The sequence below is a fragment of the Candidatus Methanoperedens sp. BLZ2 genome (assembly GCF_002487355.1).
Lineage (GTDB): Archaea > Halobacteriota > Methanosarcinia > Methanosarcinales > Methanoperedenaceae > Methanoperedens.
On sequence record NZ_NTMG01000084.1, the window covers coordinates 37,995 to 62,011 of the forward strand.

General features: G+C 37.1%; 23 protein-coding genes. 5 read left to right on the top strand and 18 right to left on the bottom strand.

Going from position 1 to position 24,017, the window contains the following annotated elements; genetic code table 11:
- Positions 1–27 precede the first annotated feature (27 nt).
- The 13 genes from CL181_RS18475 to CL181_RS18540 form a co-directional block, all read right to left on the bottom strand.
- A complete protein-coding gene (locus CL181_RS18475) occupies positions 28–1,602 on the bottom strand; it encodes a PQQ-binding-like beta-propeller repeat protein (protein WP_217993219.1) in 1,575 nt (524 codons plus the stop codon).
- Positions 1,603–1,707: 105 nt separating this feature from the next.
- On the bottom strand, positions 1,708–3,219 hold the full coding sequence (locus CL181_RS18480) for a transposase (RefSeq protein ID WP_097300800.1): 1,512 nt from the start codon (positions 3,217–3,219) through the stop codon (positions 1,708–1,710).
- The gene (gene tnpA / locus CL181_RS18485; RefSeq protein WP_097300801.1) at positions 3,216–3,605 is read right to left on the bottom strand and encodes an IS200/IS605 family transposase; all 390 of its coding nucleotides are present in this window, start codon (positions 3,603–3,605) and stop codon (positions 3,216–3,218) included. The genes CL181_RS18480 and tnpA overlap by 4 nt, the downstream gene beginning before the upstream one ends.
- A 615-nt stretch (positions 3,606–4,220) precedes the next feature.
- Entirely contained in the window at positions 4,221–4,859 is a 639-nt protein-coding gene (locus CL181_RS18490; RefSeq protein WP_097300802.1) for a hypothetical protein, read from the bottom strand.
- Positions 4,860–5,108: 249 nt separating this feature from the next.
- Positions 5,109–5,870: a 23S rRNA (uridine(2552)-2'-O)-methyltransferase gene (locus tag CL181_RS18495; protein ID WP_097300803.1), complete on the bottom strand. Its 762-nt coding sequence runs from the start codon at positions 5,868–5,870 to the stop codon at positions 5,109–5,111.
- A gap of 28 nt (positions 5,871–5,898) precedes the next feature.
- Complete coding sequence (locus CL181_RS18500; RefSeq protein ID WP_097300804.1) at positions 5,899–6,831, bottom strand: bifunctional 2-polyprenyl-6-hydroxyphenol methylase/3-demethylubiquinol 3-O-methyltransferase UbiG; 933 nt, start codon at positions 6,829–6,831, stop codon at positions 5,899–5,901.
- A gap of 7 nt (positions 6,832–6,838) precedes the next feature.
- A complete protein-coding gene (locus CL181_RS18505; RefSeq protein ID WP_097300805.1) occupies positions 6,839–7,438 on the bottom strand; it encodes a DUF2150 family protein in 600 nt (199 codons plus the stop codon).
- Between the two features lie 43 nt (positions 7,439–7,481).
- Positions 7,482–7,877 (bottom strand): response regulator transcription factor, encoded by a 396-nt coding sequence (locus CL181_RS18510; RefSeq protein ID WP_097300806.1) that lies wholly within the window; start codon positions 7,875–7,877, stop codon positions 7,482–7,484.
- A complete protein-coding gene (locus CL181_RS18515; RefSeq protein WP_097300807.1) occupies positions 7,877–10,525 on the bottom strand; it encodes an ATP-binding protein in 2,649 nt (882 codons plus the stop codon). Before CL181_RS18515 ends, CL181_RS18510 begins: the two co-directional genes overlap by 1 nt.
- Positions 10,522–11,433, bottom strand: a complete 912-nt coding sequence (phnD, locus tag CL181_RS18520; protein ID WP_097300808.1) for a phosphate/phosphite/phosphonate ABC transporter substrate-binding protein — start codon at positions 11,431–11,433, stop codon at positions 10,522–10,524. The genes CL181_RS18515 and phnD overlap by 4 nt, the downstream gene beginning before the upstream one ends.
- A 5-nt stretch (positions 11,434–11,438) precedes the next feature.
- Positions 11,439–11,738 (bottom strand): hypothetical protein, encoded by a 300-nt coding sequence (locus CL181_RS18525; protein WP_097300809.1) that lies wholly within the window; start codon positions 11,736–11,738, stop codon positions 11,439–11,441.
- 282 nt (positions 11,739–12,020) lie between these two features.
- The gene (locus CL181_RS18535) at positions 12,021–13,463 is read right to left on the bottom strand and encodes an ATPase domain-containing protein (RefSeq protein WP_097300811.1); all 1,443 of its coding nucleotides are present in this window, start codon (positions 13,461–13,463) and stop codon (positions 12,021–12,023) included.
- Positions 13,464–13,537: 74 nt separating this feature from the next.
- Positions 13,538–13,903 (bottom strand): roadblock/LC7 domain-containing protein, encoded by a 366-nt coding sequence (locus CL181_RS18540; protein ID WP_097300812.1) that lies wholly within the window; start codon positions 13,901–13,903, stop codon positions 13,538–13,540.
- Positions 13,904–14,210: 307 nt separating this feature from the next.
- Here CL181_RS18540 and CL181_RS18545 point away from each other — a divergent pair, with 307 nt between their 5' ends.
- Together CL181_RS18545 and CL181_RS21610 are read left to right on the top strand one after the other, a co-directional pair.
- Entirely contained in the window at positions 14,211–14,999 is a 789-nt protein-coding gene (locus CL181_RS18545; protein ID WP_097300813.1) for a winged helix-turn-helix domain-containing protein, read from the top strand.
- A gap of 201 nt (positions 15,000–15,200) precedes the next feature.
- Entirely contained in the window at positions 15,201–15,986 is a 786-nt protein-coding gene (locus CL181_RS21610; protein WP_369332923.1) for a UbiA family prenyltransferase, read from the top strand.
- 1 nt (position 15,987) lies between these two features.
- Here CL181_RS21610 and leuS read toward each other — a convergent pair whose 3' ends face one another.
- The 5 genes from leuS to CL181_RS18570 all read right to left on the bottom strand — a co-directional run bounded on the left by leuS (position 15,988) and on the right by CL181_RS18570 (position 22,877).
- Entirely contained in the window at positions 15,988–18,852 is a 2,865-nt protein-coding gene (gene leuS, locus CL181_RS18555) for a leucine--tRNA ligase (RefSeq protein WP_097300815.1), read from the bottom strand.
- A 38-nt stretch (positions 18,853–18,890) separates the two neighbouring features.
- A complete protein-coding gene (locus CL181_RS18560; RefSeq protein ID WP_097300816.1) occupies positions 18,891–21,065 on the bottom strand; it encodes a DUF2298 domain-containing protein in 2,175 nt (724 codons plus the stop codon).
- A complete protein-coding gene (locus tag CL181_RS18565) occupies positions 21,056–21,769 on the bottom strand; it encodes a dolichyl-phosphate beta-glucosyltransferase (RefSeq protein ID WP_320410194.1) in 714 nt (237 codons plus the stop codon). Before CL181_RS18565 ends, CL181_RS18560 begins: the two co-directional genes overlap by 10 nt.
- Positions 21,770–21,861: 92 nt before the next feature.
- Entirely contained in the window at positions 21,862–22,020 is a 159-nt protein-coding gene (locus CL181_RS20685; RefSeq protein WP_176505328.1) for a hypothetical protein, read from the bottom strand.
- Positions 22,021–22,124: 104 nt separating this feature from the next.
- Positions 22,125–22,877 carry a fumarylacetoacetate hydrolase family protein gene (locus CL181_RS18570; protein ID WP_097300818.1) on the bottom strand — a complete coding sequence of 251 codons (753 nt, stop codon included), beginning with the start codon at positions 22,875–22,877 and terminating at the stop codon, positions 22,125–22,127.
- A 169-nt stretch (positions 22,878–23,046) separates the two neighbouring features.
- On the opposite strand from CL181_RS18570, the gene CL181_RS20690 reads away from it, so the two are divergent.
- The 3 genes from CL181_RS20690 to purE all read left to right on the top strand — a co-directional run bounded on the left by CL181_RS20690 (position 23,047) and on the right by purE (position 23,978).
- On the top strand, positions 23,047–23,184 hold the full coding sequence (locus CL181_RS20690; RefSeq protein WP_176505329.1) for a DUF5371 family protein: 138 nt from the start codon (positions 23,047–23,049) through the stop codon (positions 23,182–23,184).
- A gap of 1 nt (position 23,185) precedes the next feature.
- Positions 23,186–23,446, top strand: a complete 261-nt coding sequence (locus CL181_RS18575) for a hypothetical protein (protein ID WP_097300819.1) — start codon at positions 23,186–23,188, stop codon at positions 23,444–23,446.
- 94 nt (positions 23,447–23,540) lie between these two features.
- Positions 23,541–23,978, top strand: coding sequence for a 5-(carboxyamino)imidazole ribonucleotide mutase (purE, locus tag CL181_RS18580; RefSeq protein WP_097300820.1), 438 nt, complete (start codon positions 23,541–23,543; stop codon positions 23,976–23,978).
- The last annotated feature ends 39 nt before the right edge of the window (positions 23,979–24,017 follow it).

Below are 24,017 nucleotides of genomic sequence, written 5' to 3' on the forward strand. Positions count from 1 at the left end.
TGCATTAATGCTCATACAATAATATTACTATTTAAGCTTTGCAAAAATAATTTTTTGATTTTTTTTAATTTTGCTAACAATTACAATTGCTGCAAAGGATATTAAAGAAAAATAAAATGAAAATCCCGGGGTTTGAATAGCAGGTGTTTCCTGGATTTCCGGAGGAATATATCTAACCGTGCGAATCTCAGTTTTAATGTTTCCTGCTTTATCTACTGCCTTTATTGATATAATGTTTATACCTTCAGAAAGTGTTAATGTTGCTTTCCAGTTATCTGCGCCGGCATCGATACCATTTACTGTAACAATTAATATGCCGGCCGGATCTTTTGCTGTGCCTGAAACGGTCAGTGTTTCAGAAGTGATATTTATGGGAATAGGATTTATTCTAAGTTCAGGAGGTATCAAATCCTGGGCAACTTTAGATATTGTTGTAGATTCAGGGACCTCTGTGCCAAAAGCATAAACATAACCATCATTTGATGTGGCATATAATATATTATCCGATATTGCCAGGGATATTATTCCACTACCTGCATCATAACTGCTGACTTTAGTTCCTTTTTCCCTGTCAATAGCGTAAATAGTTCCGTCCTTTGATCCTGCATAAACAATATCCTTTGTCACTATTGGCTGTGAGTCGATCCATCCACCGGTTACAAATTTCCAGATAATATCCCCGTTATCCATATCTATTGCGTATAATGTATTATCATTAGAACCTGCATAAACCGAATTTTGAAAAACTGCAGGAGATGATTTTACTACATCATTGGTTTTTTCTCGCCATTTCAATTCTCCGCTATTCGCATCAACTGCATAAACATTGAAATCATTTGCTCCTGCAAATACAATGCCGTTGATAACAGCCGGAGATGATGTGATGCTCCCGCCAGCCGGGTATTTCCATCTGAGATTTTTATTTCCTGCATCAAGAGCATACAGGTAATTATCATTTGAACCTGCATATACCATGCCCTGTGAAATTGCAGGCGCGGATTCGACCCATCCACCGGTTGCATATCTCCAATCTGTACTGCCATTGTTAACATATATCGCATAAATGTATCTATCAGATCCCCCATATAGAATATTGTTATAAACAATTGGTGGTGAAGCCGTACTAAATCCGGTATTTGAGCTCCATTTCTGGTTTCCATTATAATCTATAGCGTAAATATTATTATCAAAAGAAGCTGCAAAAACCACCCCGTTCTTTGCTGCCGGAGTATAGACTTTTCCAAGAGTGGGGAACTGCCATTTTAACTCACCCTTAACAGCGTCTATAGCATACAAATTATTATCGTCAGAGCCTGCAAAGAGTATTCCTGCATCAATTATAGGTGCAGATATTTCTGAATTCCCTATATGGTATTTCCACTTTAATTCCAGTGGAATTGGCGAACTATCTGAATAACCGCTATGCGCAAGATCCCCACCATAATTCTGCCAGTTCGCTGATACTGATGAAGGCAAAAAGATGAAAATAAGGCTCAAAATCAATAATTTATGAAGAGGTGTGTATAAAGTCAAAATATTCACTTTCTTTTTCCTGCCGGATTTCACTCTTGATAACTTATTTACAATTAGATACTCAAGCATATAACCCTTATGATTTCGAGAGGCTGTTGCAGTGCTCGTTGGTTTGATTTTTACTTCTTTATTTGAACCCTCTCCCACGGCTAAAGCCGGGAGATTCCCATACGCTCATATAAGCTCTCTATGGCTCTCATCTAGGGGGATTACAGCATCCATAGCCTCACTTATAATTCGTACAGGATTAACGAGCGAACCACTCTGGCTCTGGATTCCTTTGAATCCAAAGCTGGTAGGGCAAACCTTACCTATCGCAGTTTGTTTCGCCCTTGAAATCGCATCGCTAAGGATAGATTCCAGACCTTGCCAGAGGTCTTTCGCTCTGGCTAAATCAAGGGCGCTTGTTTCCTTATCCACACATTTTGCCAGAAATGCAGAATACAAGTCCCTCTGCATCCTGATACCACAACAGATATGCCATCGTTTGCTAAGTGGTTTCTTAACAGCTTGCTCGCATATATGGCATATTTGAGATAGTTTCGTTGTCGGTGTTGGAAATTCAAATAAGTAGCCACCAGCATTTTCAGCTTTTCGTTTGAGGCTATTCATGAACATGGATGGAGCACGCATATTAATCGATCTGCCATATCGCTTTTGCCAGCCTTTATATGATACTTTTTCGGTTTTTATCTGTGTACCCATTGCGATTATTTCGTTTATATCTTTTCCATGAAGGGATTTTCGATGTGCAGCTAAGATTCGATCTGTTTCAGCAAGGTCTTTGCTTATTGTTTTATACCGATTTGATTTTTTAAACTTCTTTCCCTTCTTAACCGTTCCGTTTTTATTATAATTATCAGGATTGGTAGCCCGGAGTGACCGATCAAGTTTACGTTGTAGTTTTCGTTTCTTTTTCTGATCCGGGATTAACTCACCGCAAAACTGTTTCAGAGTAGCTTTTGTATCTGCAACTGTTGCTATTGTACCTGTTCCTACATCCAGCCCGACCCCTTCTGTCCCGATCTTGTTTTTAGGATTCTGGCATGGTGTTCCTTCATTGACCAATTGAAGATAGAATCGGTTCTTGCCATTGATCTTTCTTCGGACAATTCTACAATACTTAACTTTATGGTTTAAACCGTATGCGATTAAATCATTATCCTGGTCGATAATACATGGTATTTCAAGACCAGACCAATAGAGGCTATTGTCCCTGAATATTAATCCGGTTTCATTGTTTTTTCCTTCCAGAGAATCCATTTGGTTTTTTCCTTTAAATCTCACGTTTTTCGCTTTTCCAAATGCTTTTTTCTGGACTGCTTTGAAGGCTCTCGTTGCTAATTTCTGAGCGATATGAGCATGAATATGCTCTTCCATCCAGCTATTCCTTATTCCAGTTGCATAATGCTGAATATCATAATCGGTAAACCCTTCCTTCCTGTTAAGATCATTGAATGCTTTTGTTCGTTCCTTTTTCTGTTTACCATTAATGGTTTTTGGGAGTTTCTGGATTTCCTGATACTCTTTTGATTGCTGGATAAGTCCAAGTCGTTCCAGGGCTTCCCCAAGACATGCATGATACAACTGCCTGCCAGTATCCAGACGTATAAGTATAGTAGCTTCGTCTGCCGATGTGGTTTTTAAGGGGAGTTCTGTTACGAACGATGGAGTTTCTGATCTCATTGTGTATTCTGTTCCTGAATATATTCCTTGATCGTTTCACTGCTAACATTTCCAGCAGTTGATACAAAATAAGAATGAGTCCACAGAGAAGGGAGTTTCAAAAGCTCAGGATACTCTTTTCTTAATAGATTTGAACTTCTGCCTTTGAAGGCTTTGATGAGATTATGAATTAATATGTTCGGATGAGATGATACAAACAAATGCAAATGATCTGGCATGATTTCAAGGGCTAAGATTTCCACATTTTTCTCTTTTGCTACTTCATTTATGATCTGCTCTAACCGTATTTTAATGTCGCCAACTAATACTTTCTTCCTTCGTTTCGGACACCAGATAAGGTGATAGTTTATGAGAAATACCTTATTTCTTGAATGTTTATATTGCATGTGAAATTATTCATAACCGGATGGAAGTTCATTATAAATTCGTTCGGGATCATCATATTTTTGTATTAACGACTCCATTTCTTTTTTACTCAATATTTCGTGACCACAAGTACAATTTAAATAAGAACCAATAATCTCATCGTCCGATTGTCTTTTAATCATCTCTTCATAATCATGTTTTGATTTTCCAAGAGATTTAGATAATTCGGTGCTTTGAGCATAATGTCTTTGCCTTAAATATTCGGCATAATCTGATTTTTTCGTTTTATCACCTGAGATACGATAATGTTGTTGTTGTTGTGTGTATAGTTATCTACTACTATTAAATGATGTAGTCGCTGATACTAAGGGGTTCGCTATCCCCACGGCTAAAGCCGGAGGCTTGCGCTCACCCCTTAACCCCACAATTTGTCATGCGGATTACAAAAACTTACACGCAATTTTCTCAAAAATATATATTCGTCACTACCCCAAATAGAATTCAGAAGGCATCCCCGCGGGTGCATTAGGTCTCGATTGCTTATGTGTTGTTTTGCTTTAGATCGATAAAAATTGCACTAATTTACCTTGGGCATACCGAAGAAAAATTACTTTGGGATTAAAATTTTTCCCTATTCATCTAGAAAAATAATAAATTGCATAATATGTTATGACTATACTTAACGACAACGCAATTAAAGACTCTCCTTTAGATAAAATAACGCCACTCCCTAAATACTTACCTATAACTGCCAATACAATAATCCAAAAAACGATCCAAAACCATCCATATAAAAAATTGACATTCACCATTCCCAATCTTATCTTGAGAAAAGTTGGAATTGTTGCCCCGGTTATATATAATTGATATTTTCCAGTTGTTTTTGGCGAAAAGATAAGGGTTGTAAAAGTAGTGCTTGATTTATAATCATCCTTCTCTTTATTCGGAACATGAAACGCCATATTCAAGGAAGAAGAATTACGATTTGGGTCTATGATAGTAATCTTCAGTTGTTCATGTGAATATATATAAGATTGTGTGGCACTGAAAATAAAGGTTATGTCTTTAATATCGTAGACAAAAAATTCGCCTGCAAAGGTATTCCCCGGAAGAACCTCATCATCTAATAGTAAATCTCCAGTATATCCTGTTAAGATGTAACCACCGACAAAAAAGAAGATGTTAAAAAGTGCAACCGCGAAAAATATATTCAAATGCTGCATGAATGTATTTTTTAAAAGATTTATGATGTCATGGAAAGACTTTATACCCATATTTTTCTCCTAAATCTTCTTTATATCAGTAAGTATATCTATATATTTATTGTTAATTTTACCTCATAGTTGCTATCTATTATAAAATATCAACACCTGATGCCATAAAATCATTCCGTGCCAACGCTTCAAGATATGTTAACAGATGCATGAGAACCCCTATCGTTCTGAGTCACAAATCATGTATTTATAAATTGTGTTGCACATTGACAAAACTACCAACATGAATTGAAACTGTTTTGATTCCGATTAAATTCTATCCCCGAATGCAAAATTGGGTTTGATGAACCTGATCCGGATATTGAGTTTCTCCCCCTTTTTTGCATCTTTTACGAACACAACGAAATCATTGATCTTTGCGATCCCGTCCCCGCTTGCGCCTGTGTCCTCTATTGTTACAGCATATTCCCCGTTCATCTTGACCGCGTCTGTCAATAATTCCTTTCCGATAATATAGATCTCAGCGCTCTGCTGCCTGGACGCTTCGGGAGAAAAAGCCTGTACCTTTCCAAAAATCCCCCGGACCTTATTGAGAAAGTTCGGGAACATATCTCCCTGGAAGACTTTAACCGCAAAATTTCCTCCATTCTTTAGTATCTTTCTTGCGCACTCAAGAGCTGAAGTTGAAAGGTCAATAGAACGGGCATGGTCATAACTCCAGCTCCCTGAAAGGTTGGGCGCAGCATCGCAAATTACAGCATCAGCCCTATCCGACTTGATCTTCTCCCTTATCTTTTCAATGGTTTTATCAAGCCGGATATCACCTTTTATTACATCCACACCTTCTATCTCCTCGATATCCAGAATATCCACGCCTACAACTATTCCGCCAGATAGTTCTTTTGCAACCTGGAGCCATCCCCCGGGCGCTGCGCCAAGATCAACAACAGTATCTCCTTTATTAATTATCTTAAACTTTTCATTGATCTGCTTGAGTTTAAAAGCAGCGCGGGAACGATAACCTTCATCCTTTGCTTTTCTATAGAAAAAATCCCTTCTGTCTCGCGGCATTTTTTAATCCTTTATTACTATTAATATTTTATTCTTTAGTTCCTGCATATACCCACTGGTCATAAATGCCTTTGCTATCGGTATTATCAATTAATTGTCCCCTGATCCCATTTATTTCAAGTGCGTTTTTCAATATCTCTATCTCTTCTTTCTTATTTACTGTCAACAGGATCATTCCTCTGGGTTTGAGAATCGACACTGATTCAACCATCATTTTTTCCCATATACTTTTATTGAAAGGATATATCGTCCCAAGCATAAAGCCCACTATTGTATCAAAAGAATTTATATTGAAGAATTCTGAAAGCCTCGTGGCATCAATAACTATTGTCCTCTTCGGGTCAAGCACACTATGTTCAAGTCCCTGGCATATCTGGCATTTATCATAATCAATAGATAGAGGATCATATCCCATATTATGGAGCGGCAGGGTGGACATCCCGTTCCCGCAGCATATTTCCAGTATGCTGCCCTCAAGTCTGTATTTATCAAGGATTCCTTTTAGCCTGGCATTCCTGCTTTCAATATAAACCATATTATAGGGTTCTTTGTTCACGTGGCAATTTTCACATAGATGCCTGCTAACAAGCTCGATGGAAAAATATTCATATACAGCTTCGCTAAATTCCCGGATCGTTGTGTTATACGAATTTTGCAGCTTCATATCTTTAACAATTCCGGAAAAAATCATGCTGCTATTATTTGGAACCGGCCTTGATGAAATTATATTTGTAAAAATTGCATGGAACGATTCTGATTCTTCGGATTCAGGATTAATAAGGACAAGTCCAATAACGTTATCATTTTCATCTTTTATCCCTGATACCAGGGCATCCGGGTCTTTCCTGATATTTCCCAGATACTGCAATGTAAGCGTATTGTTTTTTAAAGAAGCAAAACTTTCTTCAACAAAACAGATATTCTCATTTTCAGGAAGACATAAGATTTTGTGGATAAGCATCTAAATTTCAATTGCCTTCATCGGGTTCATCGTCACGATAGCTTGTATCCCCTATCATTGCTGCCCGGAGTGAATCTACCCCATCAAGCCATTCAGCCACAAGTCCGTCAGGAATATCCTCAAGGTCCTTATCTTTTATTTTCCCGCCCGCAAGGATGTTTGCGCCGATCTCTGCAATATTTCCAAGGACTGCTCCCATATTCTCTTCTTTCTCAGCTTCTATTGCTTTTTTGATCAAAGGCTTGAGAGATTTTGTTTTTTCAAACGCTTTCTCTATGTAACATTCACATGAAGCAAAAACACCCATTAGCGATAATTGCGTGGATTCGATCATCATATCGATATCCTCAGAAATGGGCTCAACTTGTTTAAGGACTATTTCCTTAATTGCTGTGATCTGTCCCAGCGCATCTTCTTTTGTGATTAAGTTCTTATCAAATTTTGCAATAATTTTAAGACATGCAAGGACAACGTCATCTTCCATATTAACAAAAATCGCTCCTTTTTGCTGGTCATCGATCTTAAAACCGCTTTCTTTGACCTGTATTATCCAGTTCTGCCATCTTTCCTGTGTATAAAAGGGAATTATAATTTTTTGTACTTGCATGATATTCTCTCATTGTTTTGAATAATATTTTAATTTATGGTCGTTATTTGTTTTTTTCCGTTGATTCTGTCAATTTCTTCACTTTGCTGATTAATTCATTTTTCCCGAATGGTTTAGTTATATAATCATCAGCTTTTAAAACATGCAGCCCAAGCAATTTATCGATATTCTGCGCTTTTGCGGTCAAAATAGCGATGGGAATGCCCGGGTCTCTTTCTTTCATTTTCCTGAATACATCCCATCCATCCATGTCAGGCATCATGATGTCAAGAAGGACCAGATCGGGCCGTACGGTAGCTATTTGATCCAGAGCTTCCTTTCCGTTATTTGCAAGAATCGCTTCAAAACCCCCGCTCTCAAGTACCAGCTTAACAAGTTCGAGCGTATCAGGTTCATCATCCACTACAAGAACTTTTTTTGTTGAATTATCTGCACTCATTATTTCACCCGTTTTGGCAACAAAATATGAAAGGTACTCCCCCTATTTTTACTTTCCGCCCATATTCTGCCATTATGCGCGTCTATAATTTTCTTCGATATCCATAAACCCAATCCAGTACCGCCGAATTTTCGTTTATCTGATGAATCCACCTGATAGAACCTGTCAAATATCTTTTCCATCTTATCTTCAGGGATACCAATCCCTGTATCGCTGATCACAATATGGACCTTTTCATTATCCGTTTCTCCTTTTATAATTATCTCACCCGCGATTGTGAATTTAATGGCATTTTCCACTATATTTGAAAATACTTCTATTAATCTTTCGTTATCTCCTTCAACAATCAGGGAGTCAGGGATATCAATGGTTATAGGTATATTCTTACTAACTGCAATGTTCTTCATATCTTCGACCACACTCGTGATAAGTTCATTAATCACTATATTTTCTCTGGTGAGTTGGAGATCGCTTGAGTCGATTATCTGGGTATCAAGAAGTGACCTTATCAACCTGTATAATCGTTTTGAATTCCGGAATATGATTTCAATTTTATGACGTTGTTTTTGCGTCAAATTTTCTTCCAGCATTAGTTCAGTATATCCCATAACAGATGTAAGTGGAGTTCTAAGTTCATGAGATATACTTGAAAGAAAATTATCTTTGATCTTATACAGTTCCTGGAGTTTCGAATATGTTAATTTAAGCTCTTCATAAGAGTCTTTAAGTTCTTCCTCAAGTTTTTTCTTTTCAGATACATCCTTGATAACAGTTATAATCTTTTCAACTGATCCATTCTTGTCCTTGACGGGGATTTTGCTGGTGCTTGTATATATTATTTCATCATAATATTGTATTTTTTCCTCACTTTGAAAAATTTCTCCGGTTTTAATAACATGATCATACTCCTGATCGACATGTCTTTTCTTAAGGAATGAAAATATATCGTAAAGATTCTTATTTATGACCTCTTCTCTTTTAATCCTGCCAAGTTTTATTAATTCATCATTTACAGCAAGGATTTTCATATCCCTGTCAACAACATGCAACGCAAGATTTATATTATTCAGGATTTCATCGTTAAATTCTTTAAGATATTTTATATTATCATAGAAATTTATATTCTCTATGGCCACACCAATCTGGTTTCCTATAGCCGAGAAAAGTTCTTTTTCCCTGCTTGAAAAAATATGATTTTTCTTGCTTGTGATCTTAATTACCCCAAAAACTTTATCTTTTGATTTAAGTGGAATAACTGCATAAGAATAATTAACATCCTCTGTCGGTAAAGTATTTTCCTTGCCTTCAACGATCAGTACTTCATTTACCTTCCCGGGTTCAAAAGAATCATTGTGTTTTTCACCCTGATGATTTATCAGGGTAAATTTCCCGGTTTTGTCATCAATCAGATAAGCTTTCCCATATTCCATATCTGTCAATTTTAGAATATTTTCAAGAGATTTTGTTACTATTCTATCAATATCAAATGCTTCACTAATATTCTTTGAAATTTCATTTAGCACCGTAAGTTCACGATTTCGAAGCAATATCTCATTTTCAAGATTTTTATGCTGTGTTACATCCCTTATTACCATTATAATATTTGGATTTTCCTTTTTATCGATGAACAGTGATGAATTTATATCAAGAATTTTTGTGCTGGAATTGAATTTACTCTCTTGCATAAATCGTATTGGCTGCCCCGTTTGCAATAATCTATTGATCGGACACCCTTCCTTTTGAGAAGGTAATATTGCAAAAATCAATTCATGGCATGTTTTTCCTAAAACCTCTTTCTCACTCATTCCCGTCATTTTCAAGAAAGAGCTGTTCATTTTAATGATCTCATGGTTAATGTTCATGACAATAATTCCATCTTCAATACTGTGGAACAATGTCTCCAGATATCTTTCTGCATTTTCGGTTTTTTCTTTTGAAGTAATAAGTTCCTTGATCTTTTGATCAAGGGTATAAGACATATCATTAAATGTTCGTGCAAGTTCCCCCATTTCATCATTGGAACCTACTTCTATCTTCTGGTCAAGAATACCTTTATTTATTCTTTTTGCCCCTTCATTAAGCCTTATGATAGGCTCTGTCAATCGTTTTCCTATAAAATAGATAAAAATCGCACCAAGCAGCACGGCGCAGATAGCCAAAAACAGGATTTTTCGTGATGCATCAAGGATTTGTGCTCTTACCTTGTTTTCTGATAATCCGATATGTACATACCCAATATTCTTGAAAAGAGGTGCATCAAATTCATGTATGATTCCCTTTTCAGTTTCTAATATCTTTTCTTTCCGGACATTTTCAGGCTTGGCAAAATCGATTAGTGCTTTTGGGAAACCGTTTTCAAACGTATGAACAAGCACGATTCCCTGTGAATCCACCACATATATATATTCGATCTCAGGATAGCTGTTCTTTGCATTATCTACTGTTTTACTCACCTCAACAAAATCATTTATAAGAAAATTATTTGAAATTTCCGAAGCAAGGTTATTTGCCAATAAAAAACCTACATTCCTGAATTCTCCTTCGATTATTCCTGTTTGTATATCCTGGATAACAAAATTTGAACCTGCAACGATCAAAAAAATAATTGCCAGCATGGATATTATGAGCCGGCCGCGAAGGCTGCTCATTTTATTTGTTTCCTCATTTCCCTGATAGAATCATAAGCATTATCTTCGAGATAAACGAACCTGTTGACCTTGACCAATGAAAGTATTCTCTTTCCCTCTTCATCTTTATCCATATTCAAGAAAACATTCCTGAGTCTTTCCTCCAGAAAAGGATCCATATCCTTTGAAACAACGACAGGAGGAATACCAAAAGATGGTGATGTTTCAATGATTCTCGTTTTAGCTATTATTTCAGGGCGCGTTTCTTTCATATATTCGTATACAAGGCTGTCTACCGCTGCTCCTTCTGCCAGTTGCTCAGCTACTGCAATTATGGAATTATCGTGACTGTATGTGTAAAACCAATTATTTCTTCCCTGCCCGTCAATTCCAAAGAATGAGTCCGGCGTTTCATTAATAAGAAAAAGCCTGTATGTCGGATAAAGTTTTCCTGAATTTGAGAGTGGATCTGTAAAAGCAAATTTCTTGCCTCTTAAGTCGATCAAATTGGTATAATTGCTATTGTTGTGGACAATTATATATGAATGATATGTTGTATTCCCGTTAACTTCAGGCACAACAAGGATCTTCATCCCGAATTCCGAGTTTCCATCAATGTATGCCCCGCCGCATACAAAAGCAAAGTCAATTTCATTGTTTTTAATAAGTTCATTTATTTCCTGATAACTTCTTCTCTGTATTATTTTTACATTACCACGCAGAGACCGGGAAATATATTGGATCATTTCGTTATAATATTCATATGATTCTTTTGGGGAAACTACCGAAGCGATCGCCACATTAATTGAAGAATCATTCTTTATGGTTTCAGGCTCCTGAATTACATTAAGATCTATTTTTTCGATTTTATCAATACAGCCCGATATTAATAAAATAAAGGTTACAGATAGTATATATACATATTTCATTACGATTAACCTCTAAATAATTCTATAATTAACCAGCCCCAGTATCTTATTGATGCGATAAGACCCAGAGTAAGCCCGATTGAAAAAAAGACATATCCATAAAAATCTGTATATTGAATTCCTACAGATAATATCTTTATGATAGAAGCAAATAATAAGAAAAATATTCCAAGATAATAAATATAATAATACTTTCTCAATCCCATAACATTGCCCAATCGTTTGCTTATGACACTCAGAAAATATAGTATAAGAGCGAATAAAAGAAAAGAAACGATATCAAGAATTTCAAAATAGTCTATCATTTTACTCCCACCATTATTCTGTAAAGGTAATAAGTAGCAATGAAAGAGATAAATACCCCGATAAATTCCACATATTCACTTTCAAGCTTATTGAATGAATACAAATTAATGACTACAGCAAAAAGGAAAATTATCGGAATAAGATAAAAATAATAAAAAGTCTTCACTCCAAATTTTTTTTGATAAAACATGGCTATTGCAGCTATAAAAATCATGATAAAACTGGCAATTATCCAGGAATAAATTTTAATGATTTGCTCAAGTGATATTTCAATCATAAGGTTATTTCTTAAACGCTTCCACAAAAGCCTGAGATGGAATCTTAATAGGGTTGCCTGATAATAAACCTGAGTATTCACTGAAAGGCAATTTGATTTCAGCACCATTCTTAGTGATAACGATTTCCCTTATCTCTTTATCATGGTCGCTTCCCCTCATCTTAAGTACTGATATGGCTTTTCGCATCTCGCTTTTTATCTCTACGTACCGAAGCAGTATAACTGTATCCAGAAACGGGGAGATGCCCGTTCCTGTGATCTGTGTTGCTCCTGTCAGGTTTGAAGTCTCATTTGTATAGACTGCCGTTATATTCTTATTTTTTAGGATATTACTGACCGTCCCCATATATTCAGGCAGTTGTGCATATTGGGGTAACATTCTCTGTAATCTTCCTGTCCCATCCAGCAGTAAACGTGTAGCTTTTATAGTGTCAATTGTCTCTTCGATCTGTAGTGCCAGTTCATATGCATCATATTCAAGAGGAGATATTATTTTCAGTAATTTTTTATTTTCAAATTCCTCCAGGTTCCAATTGAACACTTTAGAATTTTCACGGATTTGCTCTGTGTCCTCTTCAAAAGAAACTATTATACCAGGTTCATTTTTTAAGAGGCCATCTATGATGAATTGTATCCCAAGTATTGTCTTCCCTGTTCCACTTGAGCCGGAGATCAATATTGAAGAACCACGTACGAAGCCTCCACCGGTCATTTTATCCAGTCCCTTTACACCTGTTGATATCCGTTCATTGAAGACAGATTTCCTGGCTATTGCATGTATTCTGGGAAATACTATAAATCCATCTTTATTAATTTTACACGAATGTTTACCACCCTGGATTTCCTGTCCCCTCATTTTGAGAACATTCAGGTATCTGATGTTTTTTTCATAAAATGGCTCATTGCTGATCTGGATTATACCATCGACCATATAACTCAGTGTACTCTTGATAAGCTCCTCTCCTGTAAATTCCCCGGTTAATAGGACAAGAGAATTCCATCCTTTCATGCTGGTAAAAAAATCATAGTAAAACTGCCTCTGTGATTCGCTATCCAATCCATAAGCAAACACGTTCACAGGGTCAATGACGATCCTGTCAGGCTTGATTATTTCAATATTCCGCTCCATTTCCTTAATGATCGCTTCAGAACCCTTATGAATTATATCGATACCGATAGGCACATACTTAACATTACCTTTTGCAAGAAGTGAAATATTATAGAAAGAGAATTGTGACATGAAGTTGTTGATCATGGCAATGGGCTCGGAAATTGCAGTTATGTACATACAGATCTCCTCATTTTTTGCAGAGTTAAAAATTGATTGCATTACCAGTGTTGTTTTTCCAGTCCCGGCAGTACCTGCTATCAATACAATTGAGGGTCTAAGGAAACCTCCTTTAAGTACTTTATCAAGACCATTTACTCCTGTTATGACCTGCTTCATGACATGCTCATTTTATGATTTGAGACTATAACAACTTTTCTCTATCTTTTCTATTTAGCCACATGAAAGAAACATTATCCAATAATATTTCTTATCTGCTCAGATGCTTTTGCCATTTCAATTAGGACCAATCCAAGACTTGCATCTGGTTTTGTCATGACCAGAAGCAATGCTTTTGGTCCAGCACCTGTTCCGATTATTCTCCCGCTATTCGATTCAACAATTATTCTCTCAGGAATGCCTTTTCCAAGCTCTGTTGTTGCTGTTTCCGCCGCTCCTATCATTGTAGCTGACATGGCCACAAAGGTCTCAGCATGCTGCTTTTTACTTATAGTCGAACAGATCAGCAAACCATCCCTGCTTGCCACAGCCGATTCTTCAACACCCCCGATATTATTGATATTTTTCAGTACCTTTTCAAGCATTTCTATTGTTGTCATATTATGTTAAAATTACTTTATTTTTAACTATCACATTTGAATCATACAGATTACAATTAATACATTATCATTATGTACGTATCGAATCTGACATATTACTGTATGATTTAGATATATAAGAAGATTGTCATTCAAACAATATTGCTTAATTTAAGCAATATTGCTATAAAATAAAAACATAATTTGACAATCTATTTAAGCACGTATTATATTAATTATATTGCTTCAATTAAGCAATATTTCAATTGTTACAGTATAGACTATAGGTGTTGATTTAGCTGAAAAAACGAAGTAAGGTGATAAATATATGAATACCAGGGATATACTCCATCTAACAGCCTGCTCTGATCTGCGAAGGAATATCCTTATCAGCATGATTGAACAAGATAAATCGCTGGGTGATTTGCGAAAGGGGCTGAATATAAGTTCAACTACGGTCCTGCATGCATTAAAAGAGCTTGAAAAGAATAACCTGACCTTTCAACAGAAAAATAAAAATTATGCGCTCACAAATACAGGAAGGATTATAACCCTGAAGCTTATAGATTTCAGTAATGCTGCCGAGGTGATGAGAAAGCATGAAAGGTTCTGGCTTGATCACGATATAAGTGGAATTCCTGATCATTTGATGGAGAAGATTGGAAAGCTAAAAAACTCTTTTATTGAAAAAGCTCCCAGCACTAATATTTTTAAAGTTTATTCCACATTTATCGAAATGCTAAAAAGTGGAAAAGAAATTAGAGGTATATCTTCCGTATTTGCTCCTGATTATCCATCTACATTTAAAGAACTGATTTTAAATAAAAAAATTGATACAAAACTTGTATTAACAGAGGAAGTAATGAGCAGAATAGATAAAGAAACCGTTAATGAAATTTATAATTCTAAGGACAAAAAACTTGAAATATACATCAGCGAACCAAATATTAAAATCGGATTTATGAGTACTGATTCTGCCCTTTCCCTCGGTTTTTACGATCATCAAGGCATATACGACTGGAATCAAGATTTAATTAGCTATGATAAAGATGCAATAGCTTGGGGATATGATTTGTTTGAATATTACGCTAAAAAATCAAAAATGATTCGTTTATGAAATTCGAAATTTACTTATTAATTCAATTAACTTAAGCTAATGGAAAATCTTTTTCCTCCAAATAAGGAAAAGATTATGTCTGAATATAAAAATATTTTAAAAAAAATCAGTTTATTAACTTTTAATTTTGTATCATTCTTGTCGATATCTTCGATATTGATTGCGTTAGTCGGTATTTTATTACCTTATTTTACTTTTCTGATGTATAATATTAAACCCGATTTTTATTTACTTTTATCATCCTATCTCCTTACTTTTACTGTATACAGCATTGATAAATTATCCAATATAAATGAAGATTCAATAAGCTTGCCAGAAAGGGCGGAGTTTATTGTCAGGTACAGGAAAATATTAATTTACGTAACAATAGCATCGTATATTGTTGCTCTCACTTTGGCCCTTTTAAAAAATACTCTTGCCCTTTATGTAATTCTTTTTCCTTTATGTATTGGATTGATATATAGCATAAAGATATCGAATTTTCGGTTAAAAGATATTCCTGCCTTAAAGAACATATCAATTGCATTATCATGGGCAGTCGTAGGAACATTTCTTCCTTTAGCAGTTTCGTCTAAACCCTTTGCCTCCACTGTGCTTATTTTTTCTTTTATTTTTGTTAAATGTTTTATTAATTCGGTTCTATTCGATGTCCGGGATATTGAAGGCGATAGAGTAAATGGAGTAAGGACAATCCCAGTTCTTCTTGGATTGAATAATACAAAATATCTACTCTTAACTTTGAATTCTACTCTCATCCCCTGGCTCATGATTTCTTATTCCAAGGGTTATTTTCATAAATATATTATTATTATTATAATATTAACAATATTATATGGGTATCTGTATACCGTTCATTTCTGCAAAAAAAACCTAAAGATAGGGAAATCCCTAGATTTGTTAGTGGATGGTGAATGGATATATATTTCGATATTTACTTTTTTTCCATTGACGGGATATAATTTTATAATAACAATACTTTGCTTTTAACTTATTCAATGAATATCGCAGGCCTCATCGGAACTGCATGCTTGCTTTTCCCCTGCGGATCATATCCTGGCTCATCGGCGCTGTATATCTCGATATTGCATCCTATCTCGCAGCTTAAGAAATCCACAGCTTCATAAAGAGCTTTTGTTTCATCAAAATCCACTTCGGTCAGGGAGTCCATCATTTCTTTTTCCATCCCCTGGACATCAGTTATTATCTTTTGCGCAAATTTCGGGACCTCTTTTGCAAATGGCCTCATCAAAGGATCGCTCATGAGTGCATTCATGAGAGTTTTCATATCAAGAACATTATCTTTTTTCATCATGATAGCTTTTACCAGGACCTTTTTCTTCCAGGAAGCTGCAGTATATAGAACTACTCTTTTTGGTTTGATTCTAATGAGCCTTATTATTTCCTCAATATCCCTGAGAGTATTACCCGTTATTTCTTCTGCAAGTTCTGCGCCCCTGTCAATTAATGAAATATTTGCTTCAGGGAACTTATCCAATGAAATGAAATCCTTTCCGGATCTTTCATGGATTTCTTCACAGATATGAGGTGTAAATGGCGCCATTAATCTGATCCAGACACCTATGATGTCTGCTTTTACTGCAACGCCTCCACGCCGTTCATACCATTTCATGTCATTCATCATGTGATAAAAAGCATTCTGCACCGCCCGTCTTATCTCCATTTTATTCAGGGCATCAGTAGTTTCTTTTATCCTGTATTGTAATTTACTGAGCATCCATTTATCTATGAACTTCAATTCGTAATTCCCGGCATTCCGGTCACAGGGCGGACAATCAAATGCCATTTTATAGAATCTTTCAAATTGCTTTCGTGTGGATTCAATATCAGCAGATCTCCAATCTGCATCCTGGACATGCTCGGCCGTACTCAGGATATAAAGACGTGTGATATCAGCGCCATATTCTTTTACAGCGGATTTTAATGTGAGGATAGGGCCTTTGGATTTACTCATCTTTTGCCCTTCAAGTGAGACAAAACCATTGATGGCAATAGCACGCGGCCAGTGGATTTTTGGAAAAATAGCTACATGATGGAACAGGAAAAACAACAGGTGATTCGGGATAAGGTCTTTCCCGGAAGAGCGAAGGTCAACCGGGTACCAGTAAAGGAAATCCTGCCTTATACTATTGATCGTGCTTTCATCGATCCCTGTAATTGAGGCTGTAGTTTGCGCTGTCCCTTCACCAAGGAAGCAATAATTGAAAAACTCGGCTTTTAATTGTTCGGGTTCAAATTCATCAAGGTATTTTGCAACAATATAATATCCCATATAAATGGTTGAATCGCCCAACGATTCTATTACCCATTCCGGGTCCCATGGAACCCTTGTTCCAAGCCCTTTCCGGCGCGCACATGCTTTATCTTTCAGCCAGTCTATCTTATTTCCAAATTCCACTCGTAATTCAGGTGGTATTATTTGCATATTTCCAAGGCATTCATAAACCTGTTCTTTCCATGAAGGATCTGAATAATTCAGGAACCACTGGTCTTTTACCATTTTTATAACACACGTGGCGCCGCACCTGCATATTACCGGCTGTTCGCTGAACTCATAGAATATATCCGCTATCCCCTGTTCAATAAAGTCGTGGGTAAGAACATCTTTAATTTTTGAGACTGCCATTCCTGCATATTTCCCGGTTGTCTCAGTAAGAACGCCCGAATGGAATTCCCGCCTGTAAACGAGTTTTGTCGCTTCTTCTGCTTTGGGATCATTCTGGTCTTTTACTTTTAATTCAGAAACCGCATCCACAGCAGGATATTTTCCGTATTCCGGCACTTTTATGAGCGAAATGAGGGGAATTGTGGAGACATCTTCTGTAATTGCGTATTTTGAGAGATCAGCACCTTTTAGATCGCGAAGTGCAAGGTAATCATATGGCGCATGCGCCGGAACACTCATCACGATACCGCTGCCATTTTCCGGGCTTACAAAAGATGCAGGCAGTATCAAAACAAGGGAACCTGTAATAGGATTTGTGACTTTCTTACCTATCAGTTCTTCGCCATCGATCTCCCCGATAAATTCCACTTTCTTATCTGTGAATTTGAGTTTATCATAGGCCTCTTTACTTACAATCCATGTCTCATCATTTACCCTGGCTTTTACATGGAGGATTTTCGGATTGACCCACAGGTTCGTTACCCCGAATACGGTCTCAGGGCGAAGCGTGGCGCATGGGAGGATGTCACCCCCAAGCCTGAATTTAATGAGCGTATAATCAATGATCGTGGCATCCTCGCCTTTTAAGATATCATGGTCCTCAACCGGATTTTCATCATGCGGGCACCATCTGACAGGATGCGCCCCTTTTACGACCCTGTTCTTGCTGCGAAGCAGGTTGAACTGCCACGTTATCATTTTCTTATAATGGGGGTCAGTTGTTGTGAATTTTCTTCGCCAGTCAATAGAAAATCCTATTATTTTCATAGCAGCTTCATCTTCTTTGCTGAAGAATTCAACGATCTGTTCAGGTGTCTGGATAGTGTCCAGTACCTCAAGCGGGATCTGATGGAGCTGATTATATACACGCATGGTCTCAGGATCTTTTTTTGCTATCTGTTCAGCAAGACCTACAATTGGCGTTCCTGTTGCATGAAAACCCATCGGGAAAAGGACATTATATCCAACCATGCGTTTATACCGCGCAATTACATCGCCAATAGTGAATGTCCTTGTATGCCCTGCATGAAGATTACCGTTCAAATATGGATATGGGATCGTAATGAAAAACTTTTCACGATCATCAGGTTCAGGCTCGAATATCCTGGCTTCACTCCATTTGCGCTGCCATTTTTCATCTATTTCATGCGGATTATACCATTCTTTCATTATTTTCTCAACTTTGCACAACTTATTAGTAAAAAGCTTTAACGGTTTAATTTGAAAATCCGCACATCCCCGTATTCAAACACATTTTCAAACAACTCAGGGTGTTCCTCAAAAAGCCCAGGGTTCCTGAATCGTTTTGCCTCAGCCTCACCAAAATAAACATACGAAACGTTATACTTCCTCAAAAGCCCGCTTACTTCTGTAATATCACTCGATGTGTATATTTTACCAACATCTGACCAGCGCATGTCTATCTCGCTCCTTTTCGGGAATCTCCAGTTAAGTTCATGCCCGGCCCATCCTATTACTGTTGGAAGTCCTGTAAAGGTTGTTATGGCAGTATTCCATTCGTATAATTCACCCGGCGCCTGCAGGATAACGGGCTGCCCTGTGATATTCCCGAACCATAATATCGCCTGGTAGTCGTGTGGATGCTCTTTTTTAACATACTCCATGCCGTCAAGTTCAGGAACACCCCTGAAACTGCCGGATTTTCCGATTGTAGCAAAAACAGGATATATGGAAACCAGCAGGATGAGGGCGACAGCTGCGATCCCCCATGCTTTTTTTGAATTAAAAAAATCACGCAGATGGAATACGATATAACCGGCGCAAATACCCCAGAATATCCAGTTCTGGAGATACATTTTAAAAACAGTGTTCAGACGAATATAAATCGGATCTGCGCTTCCGAGCGCATCCTGAATATAAAAAAATTCACAGAAAAGAGATATGAATACGCCAGTTATGATTAATAACAAAATAAAAACATTAGTCTTATCCTTCTCTTTCAAAATGGAGAGTAACGACAGAACAAGAAGGGGTATCAGTAAGATTAAAAGTTCATATTCATTGGTTTTTGGATTTGTCGCAATATTAAAAATGAATTGCCTTGCCTCAAATAGCGTTATTAATGCAGCTATTCCCGGCAAGATCAATGATAGCTTGAGTATATTCTTATTAAAATTCCAGGTGTTTCTCAGGACAAAAGCATAAATAAGGAACAGGAATAGTCCATAGGTAGCCATATAAAAGATCAAAGATGTCCTTCCGGAAGAGACTAACGAAATAGTCTTATCTATCTTATACGAAAGATGATACGGTAGATACAATAGATAACTTGCAGCGGCCATTGCTGCTATTGATGCAAATGAGGTTAGATAAAATTTCATTTTTATCTGATTGGAGGGATTATTAATTTGATAATTAAATATTTGATTGCAGCAGATCACCATAATCGCCAGAACCAGATACACAGGATAATCCCACGTATTCAGTGGATACAAAAAACCTATGGACAGCCCCACAACCAGGATTGAACGCCAATCAGTGGAATTGGATTTCATTATATTCAGCAGAAGGAGAATTACAAGAAGCTGGAAGGTAATTGATATCATGTGTGGATGTAAATCACCTTGAAGGAAGCTAAAATATGGAAATTCATTAATAGTATAAGGGATAACGCGCGAACTTGGCCAGTAATTAAACGAAAGCATGTTGTTGAGCGCATTTTCTTTTCTGAAAATATCCGCCAACTGGAAAAAACCCACAAGATTTCCCGCAATCGTAACGAAAAAGGCAGTAAGAATCCCATACTTCATTCTCCCAGTAATATTGAACCCGATACCGAAAGCGGTCGAGAAAGATAGAGCAAAAAAAGAAGCTGTAGCGAGGTTAAAGGCTATTGATGGCAATATGCCTGTAATATTTATTAAATTCGAAACTATAAGGTAGCCGAAATAATAATAATATGTCACAGTACCTGACATCCACGGGTCAGGAGGAGGAAATCCAGTGGTTCGAAGCATGCTGTTAATGAAAGTCATGTCCATGAACTTCTCGCCACCTGTCCAGTAAATGTCGGGACTGTAAGCGCGTATCAATGCAAATATCAAAAAAGCAAGTAAAAATATTATTTCAAATTTAATGATATATTTTTTTTCAAAATGTATAGAGCCTTTTTTGATATATATCAAGAACGAAAATGCTGCTATTACCACCAATGAAAGCATTATGGAAATATAAGAATAACCGACAGCAATAGAAATGATCCAGCTAATATATGTAAGAAGCAGTAATCCAAATGGCTTTGAAATGGAATAGCCGGAATCTTTTAAATTCCGGCACAAATAATAAGAAATCGGAAGGGTTAAAAATCCTATGACCTCTAAGACAAGCCACCAGACCGCAATATCAAACAGGTTCAATCCCATAAGAATTCATACCATAACCTGAATATCTGGGATCCCATTCCGAATACATCTTTTACGAGATTGACTTTGGTTGTGCCGCCATGCTTCCAGACAACCGGAAATTCCTTTACCCTGTATCCAGCGCGCTGTGCCCTCACAAATAATTCAGTATCCCAGAACCAGTGGGTATCTTTGATCTCATCCATTAGCGCAAACATTGTTTCGCGCCTGAAGGATTTGAAACCGCACTGGTGATCATAGAGTTTCGAACCAAGCATAAGCCGTGTCAGGTAATTGAAACCTTTGCTTGCAAATCCTCTTTTTAAAGGCCGCTTGACATTGCTTTCCGGAAGCATCCGTGAACCTGTGGCAAAATCATACCCATCACGGATGGATTGGATCAACTCTTTTAGATGATTCATATCAGTTGCAAGGTCTACATCTATGTATCCGAGGATTTCTCCTTTTGATTCTTTGAATGCCCTGTTCAGGGCTCGTCCCCTTCCCTGGCGTTTTTCTGAATGCAGATGCATCACAAAATTATATTTTCTTGCGAGAGATTCACATATTTTATCTGTGCCGTCAATGCTGCCATCCTCAGCAATTATTATTTCAAAAGATGAGGCAATTTCACGAAGAGCTGCCGCTGTTCGTTCAACAGTTTCTTCAATTCGTTTCGCTTCATTATAGGCAGGAAGAACGATTGAAACCTCTACTATATGAATACCTCCCTATTTAAATAAAAAAAGTTCACATTAAAAAATGAATTTAATTTATATATCTGCCCGATTTAATATGAGTTCGATATGAATTTACCTTATTTCATCCCGTACACATTTTTTTTCCTTCTCTCAATTGTATCATTTAACCTATCCCGGTCTGTGGATGGTGGTTTTACCTCCTGGAGTTTTTTCTCTTCTCTTGCAGGAGGCTTACGCTTTCGGGTTTCCCATACATTATCATATACATCCGACATTCTTCATTCACCTTTTCGTTGATTATTTAATGCTTTTATTGATTTCATTCTTAATAAAACGAGAGGATACAATTGACAGATTTTATTTTTCATTATCCAATATTTTATTGTTTTATTTGCTTATCACTAACAACACTATTTTTCAATATCCCGATGCCCTCTATTTCAACTTCAACTTCATCCCCGGCCGATAATTCACCAACACCAGGCGGCGTACCTGTCGCTATGACATCCCCGGCCTCCAGAGTCATGATGCTGGAAATGAACTCTATTAATTCAGGCACACCAAAAATGAGATTGGAAGTTCTTGAATCCTGTCGTACTTTACCATTAACCCTTGTCCTGATACAGAGGTCACTAACATCCAGTCCTGAATCTATTATAAATGGGCCATAAGGTGCAAAAGTGTCAAAACTTTTTGCCCGTGTCCATTGTCCATCTTCTTTCTGGATATCCCTGGCAGTTACATCATTGAAGCACGTGTATCCCATGATCACACTGCTTGCATCCCTGGATGGAACATTTTTACAGCGCTTACCAATCACAATAGCAAGTTCAGCTTCATAGTCAACTCGTTTTGCCATGCCAGGATAGACAATTTTTCCAAGATGTCCAATGACTGAAGATGGGGGTTTAAGAAAAATCAAAGGTTTTTTCGGTATCGCCATATCCAGTTCCCGGGCATGATCCATGTAGTTTAATCCCACGCAGATTATTTTGCTCGGGATTGTTGGCGGCAATATCTCCAGCTCTGCCAGAACAAAAGTATCACAATAAAGGCCTCTTTGAACTATAACACGCTCTTCCCTGACAAGTCCCTCCAACACTTCATTATCATATTTGAATCGTCCAATCATTCGATAATACCCTCTGCCAGCTCAATTTTGCAGATGAATACCTTGCTTTACTTATTAAGTTTTTGATATGCTAATACTAAATCGAAAATTGTCCATAGAAAGCTTTATACATCATTAGTATCATAATTATGATTATAATATATTTAGTATCATTTGGAGGAATTAAGGAATGAAATATGTTCACGTTCAATCAGTACTTCCACAGGAGGATGTGATTGCACTGAAAGCAAAAACAGGTGAATCCTCAGTAAAGGAAGCGATTTCAAAAGCTGTTTATTTTTATTTAAAATGCGCAAAGGAAGAGTAACATGAAAGAAGTCCCAAAATATATCACATCTATCCAGATTCAGGCAAACGAAATGAGAAATATCAACATTTCACTTGGTTTTGAAAAAAATGGGGCTATGATGTTGAATTTCCAGGATACTGCCGAACTGGAGCAAGATTCCTCTTATTTAAATGAAGCTGCTTACCCGAATAGCGCAGTTATGGTTTATGGAAAGTATTCAATGTGGCTTTCAATGTTTACAAGACACGTTAAACCCCATAATGATGATCAACCAAAGTAAGATGACATAAAGGAGACGGGATTGGTCATCCTCCTCACCTCTCTAAAAGCTTATTCTCAAAAGGATTTTAAGTATTAATCAACCATTAATAGATATGGTTACTATTGCTATTTTGATAGGATCGGATTCAGACAGGCAGATCGCCGAAAGAACAATAAAAGTACTGGATAATGCAGGGATCGATTATGATATCCAGGTTCTATCGGCTCACAGGAATCCGGTAGAGCTTGAGGATTACATACAAAAAAGTGATGCGCAGGTGTTCATTGCAATTGCAGGATTATCTGCGGCTCTTCCCGGGGTGGTCGCATCAAGGACAAAGAAACCTGTAATAGGCGTTCCTGTAAGTTCAAAACTTGGCGGGCTTGATGCGCTTTTATCGATTGTCCAGATGCCAAAAGGAGTACCTGTTGCTTGCGTGGGAATAGATAATGGTGAGAATGCGGCTTATCTGGCATTAAGGATACTGGGAAAGAACTCCCGATTGGATAAAGATCAGTTAACAAACCGGGTTACCGAAAATAATAAGTAATAATAATTACAATATTTATTTTGGAGAGCAATCCGGGTA